Annotated in this window: 13 protein-coding genes; 8 read left to right on the forward strand and 5 right to left on the reverse strand. The window is 41.7% G+C overall.

The window, feature by feature from the left end; genetic code table 11:
- Nucleotides 1-171 precede the first annotated feature (171 nt).
- The gene (locus JMX89_RS08515; RefSeq protein WP_201531834.1) at nucleotides 172-432 is read right to left on the reverse strand and encodes a DUF1289 domain-containing protein; all 261 of its coding nucleotides are present in this window, start codon (nucleotides 430-432) and stop codon (nucleotides 172-174) included.
- 188 nt (nucleotides 433-620) lie between these two features.
- Between JMX89_RS08515 and JMX89_RS08520 the strand changes: the two genes are divergently transcribed.
- The 3 genes from JMX89_RS08520 (at nucleotide 621) to JMX89_RS08530 (ending at nucleotide 4,080) form a co-directional block, all read left to right on the forward strand.
- Nucleotides 621-1,253, forward strand: a complete 633-nt coding sequence (locus JMX89_RS08520) for a YqiA/YcfP family alpha/beta fold hydrolase (RefSeq protein ID WP_201531836.1) — start codon at nucleotides 621-623, stop codon at nucleotides 1,251-1,253.
- Between the two features lie 110 nt (nucleotides 1,254-1,363).
- Entirely contained in the window at nucleotides 1,364-3,250 is a 1,887-nt protein-coding gene (gene parE / locus JMX89_RS08525) for a DNA topoisomerase IV subunit B (protein ID WP_201531837.1), read from the forward strand.
- Nucleotides 3,251-3,384: 134 nt separating this feature from the next.
- Nucleotides 3,385-4,080, forward strand: a complete 696-nt coding sequence (locus JMX89_RS08530) for a lysophospholipid acyltransferase family protein (RefSeq protein ID WP_227673060.1) — start codon at nucleotides 3,385-3,387, stop codon at nucleotides 4,078-4,080.
- A 131-nt stretch (nucleotides 4,081-4,211) separates the two neighbouring features.
- On the opposite strand, the gene JMX89_RS08535 is transcribed toward JMX89_RS08530, so the two are convergent.
- The gene (locus tag JMX89_RS08535) at nucleotides 4,212-5,024 is read right to left on the reverse strand and encodes an SDR family NAD(P)-dependent oxidoreductase (protein ID WP_020444503.1); all 813 of its coding nucleotides are present in this window, start codon (nucleotides 5,022-5,024) and stop codon (nucleotides 4,212-4,214) included.
- A 279-nt stretch (nucleotides 5,025-5,303) separates the two neighbouring features.
- Between JMX89_RS08535 and JMX89_RS08540 the strand changes: the two genes are divergently transcribed.
- The gene (locus tag JMX89_RS08540) at nucleotides 5,304-6,686 is read left to right on the forward strand and encodes a hypothetical protein (protein WP_227673061.1); all 1,383 of its coding nucleotides are present in this window, start codon (nucleotides 5,304-5,306) and stop codon (nucleotides 6,684-6,686) included.
- A gap of 121 nt (nucleotides 6,687-6,807) precedes the next feature.
- On the opposite strand, the gene JMX89_RS08545 is transcribed toward JMX89_RS08540, so the two are convergent.
- The gene (locus JMX89_RS08545) at nucleotides 6,808-8,505 is read right to left on the reverse strand and encodes a mechanosensitive ion channel (protein WP_201531841.1); all 1,698 of its coding nucleotides are present in this window, start codon (nucleotides 8,503-8,505) and stop codon (nucleotides 6,808-6,810) included.
- A 426-nt stretch (nucleotides 8,506-8,931) separates the two neighbouring features.
- Between JMX89_RS08545 and JMX89_RS08550 the strand changes: the two genes are divergently transcribed.
- On the forward strand, nucleotides 8,932-9,663 hold the full coding sequence (locus JMX89_RS08550; RefSeq protein ID WP_149409678.1) for an FKBP-type peptidyl-prolyl cis-trans isomerase: 732 nt from the start codon (nucleotides 8,932-8,934) through the stop codon (nucleotides 9,661-9,663).
- A gap of 125 nt (nucleotides 9,664-9,788) precedes the next feature.
- On the opposite strand, the gene argA is transcribed toward JMX89_RS08550, so the two are convergent.
- Nucleotides 9,789-11,111 (reverse strand): amino-acid N-acetyltransferase, encoded by a 1,323-nt coding sequence (gene argA / locus JMX89_RS08555; RefSeq protein ID WP_020444499.1) that lies wholly within the window; start codon nucleotides 11,109-11,111, stop codon nucleotides 9,789-9,791.
- Nucleotides 11,112-11,513: 402 nt separating this feature from the next.
- On the opposite strand from argA, the gene JMX89_RS08560 reads away from it, so the two are divergent.
- On the forward strand, nucleotides 11,514-12,101 hold the full coding sequence (locus tag JMX89_RS08560) for a hypothetical protein (RefSeq protein ID WP_011514709.1): 588 nt from the start codon (nucleotides 11,514-11,516) through the stop codon (nucleotides 12,099-12,101).
- Nucleotides 12,102-12,225: 124 nt separating this feature from the next.
- Here the strand turns inward: JMX89_RS08560 and JMX89_RS08565 are convergent, their stop codons facing one another.
- Nucleotides 12,226-13,233: a patatin-like phospholipase family protein gene (locus JMX89_RS08565; protein WP_201531843.1), complete on the reverse strand. Its 1,008-nt coding sequence runs from the start codon at nucleotides 13,231-13,233 to the stop codon at nucleotides 12,226-12,228.
- Between the two features lie 267 nt (nucleotides 13,234-13,500).
- Here JMX89_RS08565 and recG point away from each other — a divergent pair, with 267 nt between their 5' ends.
- Both recG and JMX89_RS08575 read left to right on the forward strand, forming a co-directional pair.
- On the forward strand, nucleotides 13,501-15,849 hold the full coding sequence (gene recG, locus JMX89_RS08570; protein ID WP_201531845.1) for an ATP-dependent DNA helicase RecG: 2,349 nt from the start codon (nucleotides 13,501-13,503) through the stop codon (nucleotides 15,847-15,849).
- A gap of 426 nt (nucleotides 15,850-16,275) precedes the next feature.
- Nucleotides 16,276-17,391 carry an OmpW/AlkL family protein gene (locus JMX89_RS08575; RefSeq protein WP_201531847.1) on the forward strand — a complete coding sequence of 372 codons (1,116 nt, stop codon included), beginning with the start codon at nucleotides 16,276-16,278 and terminating at the stop codon, nucleotides 17,389-17,391.
- Nucleotides 17,392-17,621 lie beyond the last annotated feature (230 nt).

The raw sequence follows: 17,621 nt of genomic DNA on the forward strand, positions 1-17,621 counted from the left end.
GAAACATCGTCGCGCCAATGGTAGTGTGGTTCGCCCATGTGAGAGTAGGTCATCGTCAGCTCTCTATTCCTAGATAAACCCCCCAACGTTAATTCGTTGGGGGGTTTTCTTTCGTGTGCGGTTTTGGAAAGGGTTGCGTTTATTGGATAGTGGGGTTTTATCATAAGCTTTTTAGAAAAGCTTACCCGCTTCTACTGTGTCTTCAAAATCAAATCCTAACTGTTCATCTTTACGCTGTCTCATTTGTTCTATACGTTGTTTACGTCCTGTGATAAGCCTCAGCACTTCGCGTTGTTGCTCTGTGGTCATATTATGCCATCGTTGGCGTTCCGTTCGACTGCGCAGGCAACCAAAGCAATAGCCTTTTTTGTTGCTTTGACAGACACCAATACATGGATTGGCAATCTCAAACAGCTCAAACTGTTGGTTCATGGCGACTCCATTGCTATTACCGTCATTCCTTTGACCTGCATACAATCACTATAACAATATTCTTATGTCGCAAATGCTGTCTAATAGTGTGCCGTTTTATTGTTATTATTTTTGTCTATCGGGTGCTATGCTTAGCTTCACTAGCCTATATAAGATAATCATAACAAAATTAACAAAGGAGATGATACGTGAACCTGATTTATATCCATGGACTGGACAGTGATGCCAACTCGACCAAAGGCATATTATTAGAAAGCTATTGCCAAAAAAACCATTCTGACATTAAAGTATATCGTCCTGATCTAAACCAGTCACCTGAACAAGTCTTTAGTTATTTAACTGATTTGGTCACTGAGCTGAAAAAAGATAATAAAACCGTACTGATTGGCAGCTCGTTAGGGGGCTATTTTTCCACCTTGGTAAGCAATCATACAGGTTGCCCTGCACTATTGCTAAACCCTAGCACTCAGCCTCATATCACCCTACAGCGTTTTTATAATACATCGATATCAAATCGAGATAGCAGTGATGGGTTACCTAATAATAAAGTCCTGCATACGACGGCGGGCGGCTGGAATATTACTCCCTCAGATTTACAATGGTTTGCAGACCATCAACTTTTAGCAGTAAATTATCCCGATAAAGTTGCTTTGCTACTGAAAAAAGGCGATGAGCTGTTAAATTCTGAATTGTCTAAAGCTTTTTATCGGAGTCAGGGCGCATCGGTAACGGTGCAAGCAGGTGGCGATCATAGGTTTAGTGACTTCGATAAACAGTTGCCAATGGTGATAGATATTCTACAAGATTTAGGACGGGTCTAAACAGACGACATTATATGACGTAAGCGATGGACTGTTAACGTTAATGTCGCTATTTTTCGTTATAATGGTTTAATAGAATTAAACGCACGCGAACAGTTAAGGATGCATTTGTGAGTCAATATAATGCGCAATCGTTAGAAGTTTTAGAAGGTCTTGAGCCAGTACGTCGTCGTCCCGGTATGTATACCGATACCACGCGCCCAAATCATTTGGCGCAAGAAGTTATTGATAACTCCGTCGATGAGGCATTGGGTGGTTACGCCAAAACTATCAAGGTTCAATTGCATAGTGATGGGTCGTTGTCTGTCGAAGATGATGGACGCGGTATGCCAACGGATATTCATCCTGAATTTAACCAATCAGGTATTGAGCTGATTTTGACCCGCTTACATGCAGGAGGGAAGTTTTCGACCTCCAATTATGAGGTGTCAGGTGGTTTGCATGGCGTGGGTATCTCTGTCGTCAATGCGCTATCAACGCGTGTTGAGGTTACGGTATGGCGTGATAGCACACAGTTTGATATGGCGTTTGAAAACGGCGCACCAGTCACGCTGTTGACCGAAGCGGTCAGCTCAAATAAGCGCAAACGTGGTACTAGGGTACGCTTTTGGGCAGATGGTAGCTTTTTTGATACGCCAAAATTCAATGTAAAGCATCTCAAGCATAATTTGAAAGCCAAAGCGGTTTTGGCAGCTGGACTGACGATTGAATTCACTGATGACATTAATGATGAAAAGGTGGTTTGGCAGTTTACCGATGGGGTGGTCGAGTATTTAAACGAACAATTAGATGGTCTTGAGACATTGCCTGAAGCACCGTTTTATTATAATTACGATGCGAAAGCGGGCGAACGAGCTGCCATTACCTTTGCCTTGTCTTGGTTGCCTGATGGTGGGACGCCGATTCAAGAAAGCTATGTGAACCTGATTCCGACAGCTCAGGGCGGTACTCACGTCAATGGACTACGCACGGGTATCTTAGAAGCATTGCGTGAGTTCTGCGATATTCATAATTTGCTACCACGTAGTGTGAAGCTAACCGCAGAAGATGTCTGGGACGGGGTGAACTATATTCTGTCTCTGAAGTTCTCTGAGCCACAGTTTTCTGGACAGACCAAAGAGCGCTTGTCTAGTCGCGAGGCTGCAGGCGCTGTACAGACATTGGCAAAAGATGCCTTTAGCCTATGGTTAAACCAGCATGCAGACATGGGTACGCAAATCGCTGAACTGGCGATTAATAAAGCAGGGCGTCGTTTAAAATCTGCTAAAAAAGTCGCCCGTAAGAAAATCACTCAGGGACCTGCATTGCCCGGTAAGTTGGCAGATTGCCGCGGTGATTTGCGTGATGGGGCTGAGCTGTTTTTGGTAGAAGGTGATTCTGCGGGTGGTAGTGCGAAGCAAGCACGTGATCGTCATTATCAGGCGATACTCCCTCTACGTGGTAAGATTTTAAATACCTGGGAGGTATCATCTGATACAGTGCTCTCAAGTCAAGAAATTCATGATATTGCGATTGCTATTGGCGTTGATCCGGCATCTGACGATTTATCTGAGCTACGTTATGACAAGGTATGCATCTTAGCGGATGCCGATTCTGATGGACTGCATATTGCTACCTTGATCTGTGCGCTATTCGTGAAGCACTTTCCTGCCTTAGTCGATGCTGGTCATTTATTTGTCGCAATGCCGCCACTCTATCGCGTCGATGTGGCTAAAGAAGTGCATTATGCGTTAGATGAGACCGAGCTTCAGCATATTTTAGCCAATGTACCGGGCAATAAAAAAGCCCAAATCACACGTTTTAAAGGCTTGGGTGAGATGAGTGCAGAGCAGTTGCGTGAAACAACCATGAACCGTGATACTCGACGTCTGGTTCAGTTGGATATGGATGACATGGTACTAACCAACAGTGTGATGGATATGCTGCTAGCCAAAAAGCGTGCTGCTGATCGTAAGATATGGCTAGAAGATAAAGGTAATCTAGCTGATATCTCATAGCTATTTTTAGGACGCTTAGCATTATTTATAGTCATGATTGAGTAAGCTATAACATAACAAAAGCATGTAAAATCCAGATTAGTGATACCAGCTTAATGGTATTATATGGATATCTTCTACTACATGGTGCCGTTATGACATCAAAACTATTTAATCGCTCTAATGCTAACAGTGCTAAGCCGCCACGCTCTAAAATATTACCAAGTCTCAATAAAAAACAGCTTGGGAATTTGGTTCCTAGACGCGGCAACAAGATTGCGCCAGTGATTGCGTCTGCATTGTTAAAAGCGGCAGGCTGGCGCACCGTTGGTGAGATAGCAAATATTTCACAGGCGGTGGTGCTAGCGCTTCCGCATACATCAAATATCGATGGTGTATATGCGATACCCAGTTTGTTTGCGCTCGATTTGAAAATCAGTATTATGGGCAAACACACCTTATTTAAGGTGCCGGTCCTTGCACAATTACTGCATTGGATAGGTATTGTTCCGATTGATCGCCGTAATAAAGGCTCCGTATTACAAGCGAGTATTGATAAATTTAAAACAGGTGAGCCATTGTTTTTGGGGTTGTCGCCAGAAGGTACGCGTCAGTACACCAAAAATTGGAAGTCAGGCTTTTATTATTTAGCAGTGGGTGCCGGTGTGCCAATCTTGCCAGTGGCGCTGGATTACAATACCAAAGAGATACGCTTTATGCCTTTGGTCTATCCTACCGGAGATATCGAAGCCGATTTGCCAAAAATATATGCTCAATATCAAGGTGTAATTCCAAGACATCCTGAGCGTTTATCGCAGCCGCTACAGGACGTTAATAAATCAGCGGAGTAGTTTTTTAAGCAGTAGCTGATTATATTTATAAAAAACCCCTGATATGGAGTATCAGGGGTTTTTTGTTTGCGCTTATTAATCTTGAGCCCTTACACATTAAGGCTTTATAAAGTTGCTTATAAGTAAACTTCTTATAAAGGTAACTGACGGTTAGAAGTGCTTACACCGCCATCGACGGGCAAATTGGTACCAGTAATCATGGCAGCATCATCGCTTGCTAAGAAAGTAATCACCGCGGCAATATCGTTTGGTGTGGCACAGCGTCCTAATGGACTATTATCTGATGATTCATCTATATTTGCTTGAAGATCTGTTATATCAGTATTTTGAATATCGGTGTTTTGAATCGCATCTGATATATCAGACTGAGTGACGCTTGGATTTACTGCATTAACGCGCACGCCGTCTGCGCTGTGTGCCGAAGCCAACGTACGGGTCAAATCAGTAATACCTGAGGTGGCAGCATCATAAGTTGCTGCACTCTGATCGCTACTACAAGCTGCAAATGAAGGAACGTTAATGATACTACCTTTACTCTGTATTAAGTAAGGCATCGCCGTCTGACAGACATACAAGGTTTCACTTAAATAGTCATCAACAGCTGGACTCTTCTGTTCAGTAGATAACCCACTATTTCTGCCTTGCGTCGTTTGTGCTGCGTTATTCACCAATATATCGATTGTTTCAAACTTATCGATGACTCTTTTTATCATCTCTTGTACTTGGCTCTCAACACCAATGTCACAAGCAATGGTTAAAAAGTTGTCGGTATGAATCCATGTACGGTCTTGTGGAAACCCTTCAGTGATTTGATTTAATGTATCGGTCGAGCGTCCGACGAGTATGACATTAGCACCTTCATTCGCAAAACGAATGGCAGTTGCACGACCGATATGTGAGTCGGCACCTGTTACGACGACTGTTTTCTCTTTAAAGCGTTTCATGATGGGCAAGTCCTTGTTATCATCAGAGAGTTATTTGATACATAAATGGGCTAATTATATTGTAAAGTAGCATGCGTATTAATTGATTCTTCAATACGCGAGTAATACCGCTTTTATATCATCATAACAAGACACTGTGCTGAAAGCGACCATGTATAATTGCTATTATGTAGTTTATTTTTTATCCAATAGTCTTGGAGTAGCAGTTGCATTTATCCGCTGCAAACCAATTGCGCCGCTTATAATAGCGTATTTTTTTCAGACAAAAAGGTGGTGACTGTGCCCAGTGATTCGACGATGGTAATGTCTGATGGAAGCTATCTTATGCATGAAATGGCTTGTTATTTACGAACAGATATCTTAAAGATTATCTTACCGGATATGCCAGTGGTAGAGAGTAACTATCAAGCGCAATATTCTCAGTACCAGCTACCACTGGGCGAACTTAACTTAGTAGAGTTGGTGATATATTTGCCTACTGACATGCTGCCAGCTGATATTGAGGCACTAGGTAGGACAGCTTTTAATGCTGTAAATATATGGCGCAAGACTCATATATCAAGATCTATAGACAGCCAGTTACGTAGTATTGATGTCTTGGTTTTGGATATCCAACGTCAAAATGATATTGATAATGAACATGATGTTCATAATAAATCCTGCAAAAAAAATCCTGTTCAACGTCTAGCCCATAGTTTTACGGACAGTGATTTAGTAGAGGGTTCGCCCGTTGATACAAGTGCATCTATTCAGCCATTACAAGCATTTGGCTGGCATGACTGGCATATTCATTTAAATAAATTACAGATACCTTGCGAGCTATGGCGATTTTTATACTATCGTTTAGGGCATTCACAGCAGGATAATAAAGATCATATAACAAATTCCGAAAACGATATTATTACTGGATTTCTAAATGTTGCCGACTTCTTTGCACCTGCAATTACGATAGATAATGCATTGATAAAATATGGTTTGCAAAATGAGCCTAACTCGGCATTGATAGCGATGTCGCTGGCGCAAAAAACCAATAGCCCAACTAAGCAGATGTATCAACAGCATATGGCGCAAGCCACTGTCTTATGGTCACAACTTAGCATGCAGATGTTAGAAACAGTTTATAAAAATCCTGCTGCGTTTAAGCAAAAAGAATCATCGGAGAAGTCTAGTGAGGCAGATTTTTCTCATTGGCAACAGCAGATATTAGATGAGTCATTGTTTTCGCGTCATGAGTTAATTCGCACTTTATATAAGCATCCCAAGCAAGCGCAGCAGTTGCAGCAACAAGGCTATGTCGTTCACCAACATTCTTACGAGTGTTTGGGGCGGCATTATGTACTAATATTTTATGGACAAGATGCAGAAGGAAAGCATAGTAAGTCGGCTATATGCCCAAATTTAGCGAAAATTGCTTTAGATGTGGCGACACGATTACCAATGGCAGAACTACATCATGTGATTGTATTGGGTATAGATTTTATAATAGAGGCTGAAGATGCTTTTATGGATATTGATTTATGGATTCAGCCAGTTAATCCCATGACCCAGCGCGAGCGCCAACTGACTAAAAAGGTTCAGCAGTTACAGCAAAATAATCAGAGTAACGCTAGTGAAATTACCGAAGATAATAAGAAAAAAGCTGATTCTAATCATCTATCATAAAGACGCTTAAATATTCCAAGTGCATCTCGCCCTAATAATACTGACTAAAATTACTTATTATCAAACATAAAAAAAGACAGCCTAAGCTGTCTTTTTTATAAAATAAATCAATAACGATAAATTATCTTAGATTATTAGGACCATCGATATCACTATCATCAGTTGCAATATGATTGATATCAACCGTAGAAGAATTTACATCACCGGTAGAGCTTAAGTTATTAGGTGTGATGGTATTATTATCTACTTGGGTTGTGCTGCTACCAAACGTATCAGTAGCTGTACTTGGCGTATTGTCACGTACTGAAGCAGCAACCTTATCTTGAGTCGATGAGCTTGGTGTCAAAGCAGATTTTGCTTTTGCTTCATCACGTTCTCTGTCCATTTTATCCTGCATTTTGCGTAAGAAACGTGCTGCTGCTTCTTGACCACCTAGACCAAACGATAGGGCAAATGCTACTGCAACTGCACCTAAAGTTAGACCAAATGCTAGGTTAACGATAGAATCCGCAATACCCATCGCTTTTAGACCCATGGCAAGTACTAAGCCCATGATCAAAACGCGCACGATATTTGCTAAGAACTGTGAACCTTGTTCAGAGCGCTCAACGACACCAGCGATGATATTGGCAAGCCAAAAACCGATGAATAAGATGATTGCGCCTAGGATGATATTGGCACCGAAAGCAATAAACATTGCAATAATGGCTGAGATAGGCTCAAAACCTAATAAGTCAGCAGCAGCGATAGAGGCAAATAACATGGCAAAAAATACGATGGCATAGCCAACTAAGTCAGAAACCTTTTTGTCACCCATGGTCTGTTGAAGACCAACTTTGGCAGGTAACTGATTGATTTGCGTATTTTCAAGCAAGCCTTTGATGATGTTTGCAACCATACGTACAACATAAAAAGTCACAACCAAGATAGCAATTGCCATAAAGATATTTGGCAAGGCTTCCATGATTTTGTTTAACATGTTGGTTGCAGGACGAGCAATTACATCAATTTTTAGGGCATTTAAAGCAGCAATGATTGTTGGAATAATCACTACTAGAAAGGCTAAAGAACCTGCAATGTTGGGTAAGCTATTCTGTTCGCTTAAACCAGCTTTGGTTGCAAGCTTCTGGACATCGAAAGTAGAAACAAGGTTGGTTACGATGCCACGTACCACTTTGGCGATGATGTAACCTACTACGAATACTACAGCAGCAATCAGAATATTAGGGATAAAGCTGAAGATTTTATCAACCATATTGGTTAATGGAGCAAATAAACCGTCAAGCTCTAGTTGGCCTAATACCATGGTCAATACTACTAATAGAATGAACCAATAAACCATGTCAGCAATCGTGCTGCTCATTGGTTTTACACCAGCTTTTGCACTTAAACGCTCATCCATTGAGGTTTTTGAAAGTGCAGCATTGATGGCAGTACGTGCAACCGTTGCAATAACCCAACCGATCACACCAACTGCAATAGCAGCGATAAGATTAGGGATAAAGGTGAGTACTTGGTTTACCATGTTGGCAAACGGTGCTGATATAGAGTTTAGGTTTAACTGACTTAATGCGCCAGAAATAGCGATAACGAAAATAAACCAAAAAACAATCTTAGAGATGATGCCTTCTAAGTCATAGCTTTTACCTGTTGAAGAGTTCATACGTTGATTGAGATTGATTTTAGACAGCACGCCGCGTACTAGAGCAGCAATGCCCAAGGCGACAAGCCAACCAATGATAAAAATAAGAATAGCGCCGATGATGGAGCCGATAGGGCCACCCAGATAACCGTTGAACGATGTAAACATTGGATTCATCCTGTCCTCCTCTAATGATCATGTGTCTGTTATAAGATAAGAAAATCACTTTAATTCAAGCGTTTCATCCGAGGCAAACACACACCTATTTATTAGTATTTTTAATTAAAATTATTTGTAAACTTGATTTTAGTTCTTTATAAGAAATTTATACTTAACAATCAGTAGTCACTATTAAAAAGACATATCTTTTGTTATTTCTTTCCTTAACCAATTTAGCTTAACTTATGTAATTATGAATTTAAAGATAGAAAGCTTAACGTCTTACTATATTTGTGTGATAAGTTGTTATTTTTACGGTAAATATTAACATAGACTGTACATTTGACCGATAATTTCAAGTGAGTCATAGCAGGCAAAACTAAGATTTGCTATTATAGATAAATGTGACATCTCGCCACTATTATTACAATTTGAGAGCATTTTATGAAAAAAATCACTACCCTAAGCATCAGTGCCCTTGCTAGTGCTATGTTATTAATCACAGGCTGTAGCGCAAATAATGGCAGTAAAGAAACCGCTACTAAAAGTGTTTCAGTGACTGAACAAAGCCCTGCCAAGGAAAAAGTAGGCTATAGCTTGGGCTATATGATGGCAGAAGGGAATAAAGAAGCGGTTGGGGATCTGCACCTAGATACGTTTGAAAAAGGTTTCCGTGATGGCTATGAAGGCAAAAAAGCGGCATTGACAGAAGAGCAAATGCAAGAAGTGTTAATGACCTATCAAAAAGAACAGGAAGCGAAGTTTGTGAAAGATATGGAATCTAAAGCGGGTGCAAACAAAACTAAGGGCGCCGCATTCTTAGTAGAGAATGGCAAAAAAGCTGGCGTGAAAACCACTGCTTCAGGTCTGCAATATAAAGTAGTGACCGCAGGTACTGGCAAGTCGCCAAAAGCTACAGACGTGGTTGAAGTAAACTACGAAGGTAAATTGATTGACGGTACTGTATTCGATAGCTCATACGAGCGCGGTGAACCAATTGAATTCCCACTAAATCAAGTAATCGCTGGTTGGACTGAAGGTCTACAGTTGATGAAAGAGGGCGGTAAATACGAGTTTTATATCCCCTCTGATATCGCTTATGGTGAAGCGGGTAACGCAGGTATCGAGCCTAATAGCACGCTAATCTTTACCGTTGAGCTATTAAAGGTAAAGTAATTAGTAGTAATTAATGCTAATTTAGTATTGATACAATAGACGCAAAAAGAAGCCCTCTTAATGTAAGAGGGCTTCTTTTTGCGTAAGAAATAGCACTTAAGCTTTCGACGTTAATGAGCCATTATTCAAAGGTTCTTTTGGAAAACTTTAGAATTGCGACCGTTATTATACTTCTCGCGGCGTACTTCAGGTAAGGCGCTTGCCTCAACTTCAGCAAACCCCTGTTCAACGAACCAATGTGCTGTACGAGTGGTCAATACAAATAACTTGTGTAGACCATGGCTGCGTGCTTGTTGCTCCAAAAATGCCAGTAAATCAGCGCCGCGGCTACCGCTGCGATATTCTGGATGTACCGCGACGCAGGCAACTTCTGCTGAATCCGTATCGAGTGGATAAAGCGCTGCACAACCTAAAATCATGCCGTCACGTTCGATGACGCTATAATTATCAATCTCTTGCTCCAAGCGTTCGCGTGAGCGACTGACCAAGATACCTTGCTCTTCTAACGGCGATAATAGCTCTATCAGCCCTACCACGTCATCGACATCAGCGCGGCGAATCTCTTCGTAAGGGTCGTGACTAATTAAGGTGCCAGAACCATCACGGGTAAATAGCTCTTCAAGTAGTGCGCCGTTTTTGGCATAAGAGATAATATGGGTGCGATGAACCCCTTGGCGACAGGCATTGCTGGCACAGCTCAAAAAGTAATTAATCTCACAGTTTAGATCACGGTCACGTAAGAAGCGATCGACCTCATTTGGAATCATCTCACGTAACAAACGATCATTGTGATTGATACCTGCTTCTTCGCCTAGGAAAATCAGCTTATCAGCACCAAGCGCCACGGCGGCACTAAGAGCAACATCTTCCGCGAGCAAGTTGAAAACTTCGCCAGTTGCCGAATAGCCCATAGAGCCTAAAATTACAATATGATCGTGTAGTAGATTATTTTTGATGGCTTCAACATCGATAGAGCGTACTTCGCCTGTCATCTGGTAATCAACGCCATCGCGAATACCATAAGGACGCGCAGTGACAAAATTGCCCGACACTGCATCAATACGTGAGCCGTACATAGGTGAGTTGGCAAGCCCCATCGATAGCTGTGCTTCAATCTGCAAGCGAATAGCACCAACCGCTTGTAATATAGAAGGCATCGCGACGCGAGGTGTCACACGAATATCTTGATGCAGTGGCGATTCAATATCAGCATCTTTGAGGTTTTTCTCGATTTGCGGTCGCGCCCCATGCACCAATACCAGCTTGATACCCAAGCTATGCAATAAAGCAAAGTCATGAATCAGTGTGCTGAAATTTGGATGATTGACCGCCTCACCACCAAACATAATCACGAACGTTTTGCCGCGATGGGTATTGATATAGGGGGCAGAATTACGGAACCAATGGACGTATTCAGGGTTAATCTGGGGCATGGCGCTAGTAGTCATAATGGGAGCAATAGTCGTTAGAATAAGAAAAAGGGCGTGACAGAGAATGCCTGTCGCTAAAGGATCGCTAAAGATTTACCATAGCAAAAAACGTCGTTATGAGCTATCTTTTATTTCAGTAGCGTTAAAGAGTCTTCACAGCAGATTAACGATATACACAACATCAACACAGGGTTAATGTTCGTATAAATGCTTTTTGTTATGCTAAGCGCTATTGCTTTACCGATGGCTTACGCAGATAATTGATAAAAATAATAATGTTTAAAAGTTAACATGACTGAGTATGACCATATATGATGGTAAATTGCTTATTCTCCTATATTTTTAAAACTACTAATTTTTACCATCTCCTTTTTTACCAGCTTTGTTTTACCGATACATCAACTAGGGATAATGAATGTCATGAAGAAAAGTAACCATTTTGCGAACCCATTCAGTGCATGGACTGGACACCGTTTGTTTCATGTTGTCGCTGGTACGCTCGTTGGCGTTATGGCTGTCACGCAAGCATCAGCGATGTTGCCCACACCAGAACAAGCCGTTAATAATTCAGTAGCGGTTCAGTCAAACTTTAATCAAAACAGTCAGTCAAATGCGCAAGCAGTTAACAGTAGAATTACAGCGTCATTGATTAGTGTTGATGCCAATGGTAAAGAAATACTGGTTCCTGTGGATGCAAATACGCGTTTGCAGTCAGGTAATGTTTTAGAGTATCAAGGCTATTTTACCAATACCAATGCCGATCGTGTTCGTAAAATGACCGTGACGATGAGTATTCCTGAACAAGTAGAATTGCTGCGTGCTGTTTCTCCTGATTTTCCTTATGGTAGTGCAGATGGCAATACCTTTGCCCGTATGCCGCTACGTGGAAAAGTTGATAATCAGTTGCAAGAAATTCCGTTAAAATTCTATAAAGCCGTACGCTGGGATCTAGAAGGCGTAGGTCTTAATGATACAGTCGCAGTGAAATACCGGGCACGTGTCAAATAAGTTTATGCTTTGATATCTGCTTCAACAAAAAAGCACCGCAGCAATCACTGTGGTGCTTTTTTTATCATCAATCTTTGATATCTGTAGTTAGCAGGATTTTTTATATATCCTTTTCCACTATAAATTAAAGAGTGGCATATTTACTCTTGGATTTTTCGTTAATAAGTTGCTTAATGGCATAAATTTGGGCGGTAGTAGCTTGCGAGCCAGCAGCAATCAAAGCGCTACGCTGGCTGGTATCTAGCGTGCTGATATGACCAACATTTGGCATAATCACAATATCAGCACGCTCACGCTCATGACGCATTGATGCAGCGCTATGATTAATCGGAGATGCTTTCGCGTTATAGGCTGCATTGGCGATTAAACTGTTTTCAAGAAAGCCCCAAAAGCTGGTTAATGAATTGAGGTTCGGTTTTTGATTGACAGTCGATGTATTAGCGTTAGCAGCAGTCACATCAATGGCGATGATAATATCGGCACCCAAATCACGGGCGCTATCCACAGGCACTAAGCTGACCACGCCACCATCAATATATTTTTTGCCGACTTTTTCAGGGATGCGCGGTGCAATAAAGATATTAGGCACACTACAGGATGCTTGTACCGCAAGCCCAACATCACCCGTGGTAAAGACGGTCTTTTTCAGCGTATTTTTTTCAGCAGCAACCGCGGCAAAGGAGATGGGAAAATCTTCTATAACCTGTTTTCGTACTTTTGCATTAATAAAGTTTTTGAGCTTAATACCTTCGATAAGACCTTGGTTAGATAAGGTAAAGTCTGTCAATTCACTATCAGTGGTGGTCAGTGCCAAGTGTTCAAGCTGCTTTGCATTATAACCACTGGCATATAAGCTACCAACTAAGCTCCCGACACTGGTGCCTACTACCAGTGTCGGTTTAATACCGTTCTCTTCTAATGCTTTAATCACGCCTACATGAGCGAAACCTTTTGCACCGCCACCACCTAATACTAAAGCTACCGTAGGTTTGTTCGGTACTGACGTATCTGCTGGCGCGACTGGCGTCAAACTATTGCAAGCACTCATCAATATAGCGAATATAGCGAAGAGGCTCAGACGAAGCGTCAATAAAAAATGATAATAAGGGTGGCAGATAGAATGAGAGGACATAAAAAACCTTATCAAAAATTATCATAGAGGAATAAATAGCGGTGTAGTAGGGTATTCATCAATAGGTTACGCAGAAATCAGCTAGACGTTGTATGGCGAAATAGCTTAGCATAAGGTATTAGTTAGCATAATAATTTAGCGGTATAGCTAGGCACGTTACACAATATTGATCATTATCACATGATAAGACAGCTTATAAGCTAGCATGAATTCTTGAACAAGACACTTGACCCTATAAAATTTATATTAACATCGTTAGGATTTTTGATGCCCACATCGGTTAACCCTGCTACACCTCATTTACTAGATGTTTTGGCACTTGATATGCCGGTGACGGCGCTGGCAGGTGTTGGACCAAAAGTGGCCGAGCAATTGACGCAATTGGGCATTGCCCGTATCTTTGATTTGCTACTACATCTGCCGCGCGACTATGAAGATCGTAGTCGCTTGGTGTCAATAGGCGATGTGGCTCATGGACAAGCCGCCATGATTACTGGTCGCGTCGTGCATGTCGATACCAATCGCAGCGGCATGACGGTGATTGTAGATGATGACACGGGTACGATATCTCTACGCTTTTTTAAGGTATATCGTGGACTTGCTCAAACTATGTGTCTAGGTACCCATCTGCAATTATTCGGTGAAGTCAAAGTGAGCCGCTACGGTAAGCAGATACATCATCCTGAATATCAAATTATCAGCAGTAACGAGACGGTAGTAAATACGGGTTTACAGCCTGTTTATCCAAGCGTTAAAGGTTTACATCAAAATAAGCTGCGTACATTAATTAAGCTTGCACTGCAAACGGTTCGTAGTCAGGGCTTGCCGATGACTTTATTTACGCCTGAGGATTTTTCAGTCGTTGCGGATTTGCCATTAGTGCCTTTTGAACCAGCTAAAATACCGATAACCGAGCCAGATTATCCAGAAGATATCTTTTCTACCCTCGCGCGTAGTGTGCCTGACAACGGTTTTAGTAGTAGTGATAGCAGTAATAGTAGCGTCAATAGAACGAAGCCCTCTTTTTATCATAGTCAAAATAATACCAGTTCCGATGCTATAAATATGGCTAACAATAATGTCTATAATTTAACCATATTTGAGGCGTTGGTATTGCTGCATACGCCGCCTACTTATACTGATGCTGGTCAACAATACAAATTATTAACCCAATTAAGCGCTCGTACTCATGCTGCTTGTCAACGCCTCATTATTGAAGAGTTGACTGCACATCAGCTCAGCTTATTATATCGCCGTCAGCAATTGCATCAGTATAAAGCGCCAAAATGTGCTATCCAAAGTCCATTGGCAGATAAATTATTTGGTGCGTTACCATTTGATTTAACGGGTGCGCAGAAAAGAGTTATGAGAAATATTACCGCTGATATGGCGACTTCAATACCAATGCTCAGATTGGTACAAGGCGATGTTGGCGCTGGTAAAACCTTAGTCGCGGCAGGCGCGGCGGGTTATGCATTAGATAGTGGTTGGCAGGTGGCGGTGATGGCACCGACGGAGATTTTAGCGGAACAGCATTTGGTTAATTTCAAAAACTGGTTTGAGCCGTTAGGTATTGGTGTCGGTTGGTTGGCTGGTAAACAAACCGCTAAGCAGCGCCGCGAAGCGTTAGAAGCGGTGAGCGAGAATACCGTACAAGTAGTCGTTGGTACTCATGCGCTTTTTCAGGAGCAGGTACAATTTGCCAAATTGGGTTTGGTTATTATCGATGAACAGCATCGCTTTGGTGTTGAGCAGCGTATGGCGTTGACCAATAAAGGCGTGGCTGGTAGCACACCGCATCAGCTGATTATGACTGCAACGCCCATTCCGCGGACGCTAGCAATGAGTGTTTATGGCGATATGGACACTTCTATTATCGATGAGCTACCACCAGGGCGTACACCAATTACTACCGTAACAATTGACCGCAACCGCCGTGATGAGGTGATTGAACGTATTGCAGTTAATTGTGAAGCTGGCAGGCAGGCATATTGGGTGTGCTCACTGGTTGAAGAGTCGAGTGTACTCGATGCGCAAGCTGCTGAGGCGACTTATGAAGATTTGAGCGAGCGTTTGGATATTCGTATTGGCTTGGTGCATGGCAAAATGAAAGGCGCTGATAAACAAGCCATTATGCAAGCGTTTAAGGCAGGACAACTTGATTTGTTAATAGCTACCACAGTTATCGAAGTGGGTGTTGATGTGCCCAATGCTTCTCTGATGGTCATTGAAAATGCAGAGCGATTGGGTCTATCGCAATTGCACCAATTACGCGGGCGAGTCGGGCGTGGTTCAACAAAAAGCTATTGCGTGCTGTTGTATCAGAAGCCGTTGTCGGAGACAGGTACTGAACGTCTAAATGTATTGCGTGATAGTACTGATGGTTTTGTCATTGCGCAAAAAGATTTAGAGCTGCGTGGTCCGGGCGAGTTATTAGGAAAGCGTCAAACAGGTAATGTCGGCTATTATTTGGCGGACCTTATTCGGGATGAGCAGTTATTTGCTATTGCCCAGCGTTTGGCAAAGCATCTGATTGCAGATCCTGCACGCAAAGCCGATGTCAGCCAACTGATTCATCGTTGGATGCCAGAGGCAAGTCGTTATACCAATGCTTAATGATAGTTAACTCAACCTGTTTTCTATTACTGATTACCATAAAAAAAGCCATTATTTTCTTAAAATAATGGCTTTTTTATGGTTTTATAAATCATTTATCAACCAATAATTAACACTGTATTCTGATTTTAATGAACTAATATTGACTTATGTGTTCATGAGTTATTATTGAACTATGATTATTTGTGTGGCAGTTTACGATAATGGATTGGCACAGTGTCTTCCATGCGTTTGCTAGGATATCGCGTTTTACATAATGATATATGGTTAAAATATGCGTATTTCTAGTCGTTTTATCGATTCTAACAGGACGTTAGGATGAGAACTTGATTAACTTCATAGTGGCAATCTATCTGCTTTGTCTGATGACTACTGTGCCATTCATGCTTTTTATTAACGACCTGAATTTATTAACAAGGATGTTTCATGAAAAAGACGTTAACCTTCGTTTGTGCTATCGCCACACCATTATTATTTAGCCAGTCTGCTTTTGCTGCATTCGATTATTTTAAAACCGATGGTAGCTTCAAACGCTTTTCGGTCTCTGCTGGCTGGTTGCATGCCTCTCCGCAAGGCACGGCCAATCCTCTAGAAAATACGACAGCCATTAAAGATGGTACTGTCGCTAAAAACGGCAGTGTTAAAATAAAAACTGTCAGAGAGGTTATTGATCCTGATCAAAGTGAGCTCACTAAAGTTAAAGTAAATACAGGCCTAACTGCTATAGGGGTAGTAAGCTTTAGAGGTGAAGAAACTGATTTGTCTAGAACTACCCTAGGTGATGTATCAGGTCAAGTTAAGCTTGGCGGTTTAGAGAATTTTAGCAGTCCAGGTACGGGTCTTGAGTCTGCTGATGTTGATACTTTTGGTTCGCTATTTAACTATTATCTAAATGATAACTGGTCGATTGAAGTCAAAGCCGGATTTCCTCCTAAAGTAGATATTATGGGTAAAGGGAAAGTGTATGCACCTATATCTGGTGAGGTTACAGCTGGTGGAATAGGAGAATATGCACTACCAAAATTTAAAATTAAAAAAGAACAGCTTATAACCGATTTAGAACAAGGTGATGGCGTGGCATCTAGGGCTCGCGCATGGCTACCGGCAGCGGGGGTGCAATATCAGTTTGGCAAATCTGGGGTCAATAAGTTTCGCCCTTATGTCGGTGCTGGGGTCATGTATGCCTATTTTAACGGTATTGAGCTAAATGAGGGTATTCGTAAAGATTTAGAGGCAGCTGGACATCAAATTCAGAATATCAAAGATGGCAAATCGGGTGCTGCGCTAGAAAATGTGCCATCCAATCGAGAGATGAACGTGGATGTGGAGGCAGAAAGCGCTTTTGCACCTATCGTCACTGTTGGCGCTACTTATGATTTCAATGATAGATGGTTTGGAGTCGGGTCATTGTCTTATGCAAAACTGGACAGCGATACGACCATCACCGTTAAAAATGATAAGAATGAAGAGTTGATTCGATCGAAAGCTCACCTCGATATCGATCCTTATATTACTTTCCTTGGCGTCGGCTATCGTTTCTAATAGAAGATTTATAGTAACTACAGAATAGTAGGATAAACATAGCGCACATTCTTAGGAATGTGCGTTTTGTCTTACGATCTACAAAAAGAATCTCTATCCTGTCAAATTCATTAATAAGCAGTATGTATTGCTTATCACTTTTAATATGTTCGCTTGGAGCGTTTTTACATCTGCCGATATTGAGTCAGTATGGAACTTACGAAGCTCAGACACTATATATATAAATCAGA

Source organism: Psychrobacter sp. DD43, assembly GCF_904846555.1.
GTDB lineage: Bacteria > Pseudomonadota > Gammaproteobacteria > Pseudomonadales > Moraxellaceae > Psychrobacter > Psychrobacter cryohalolentis.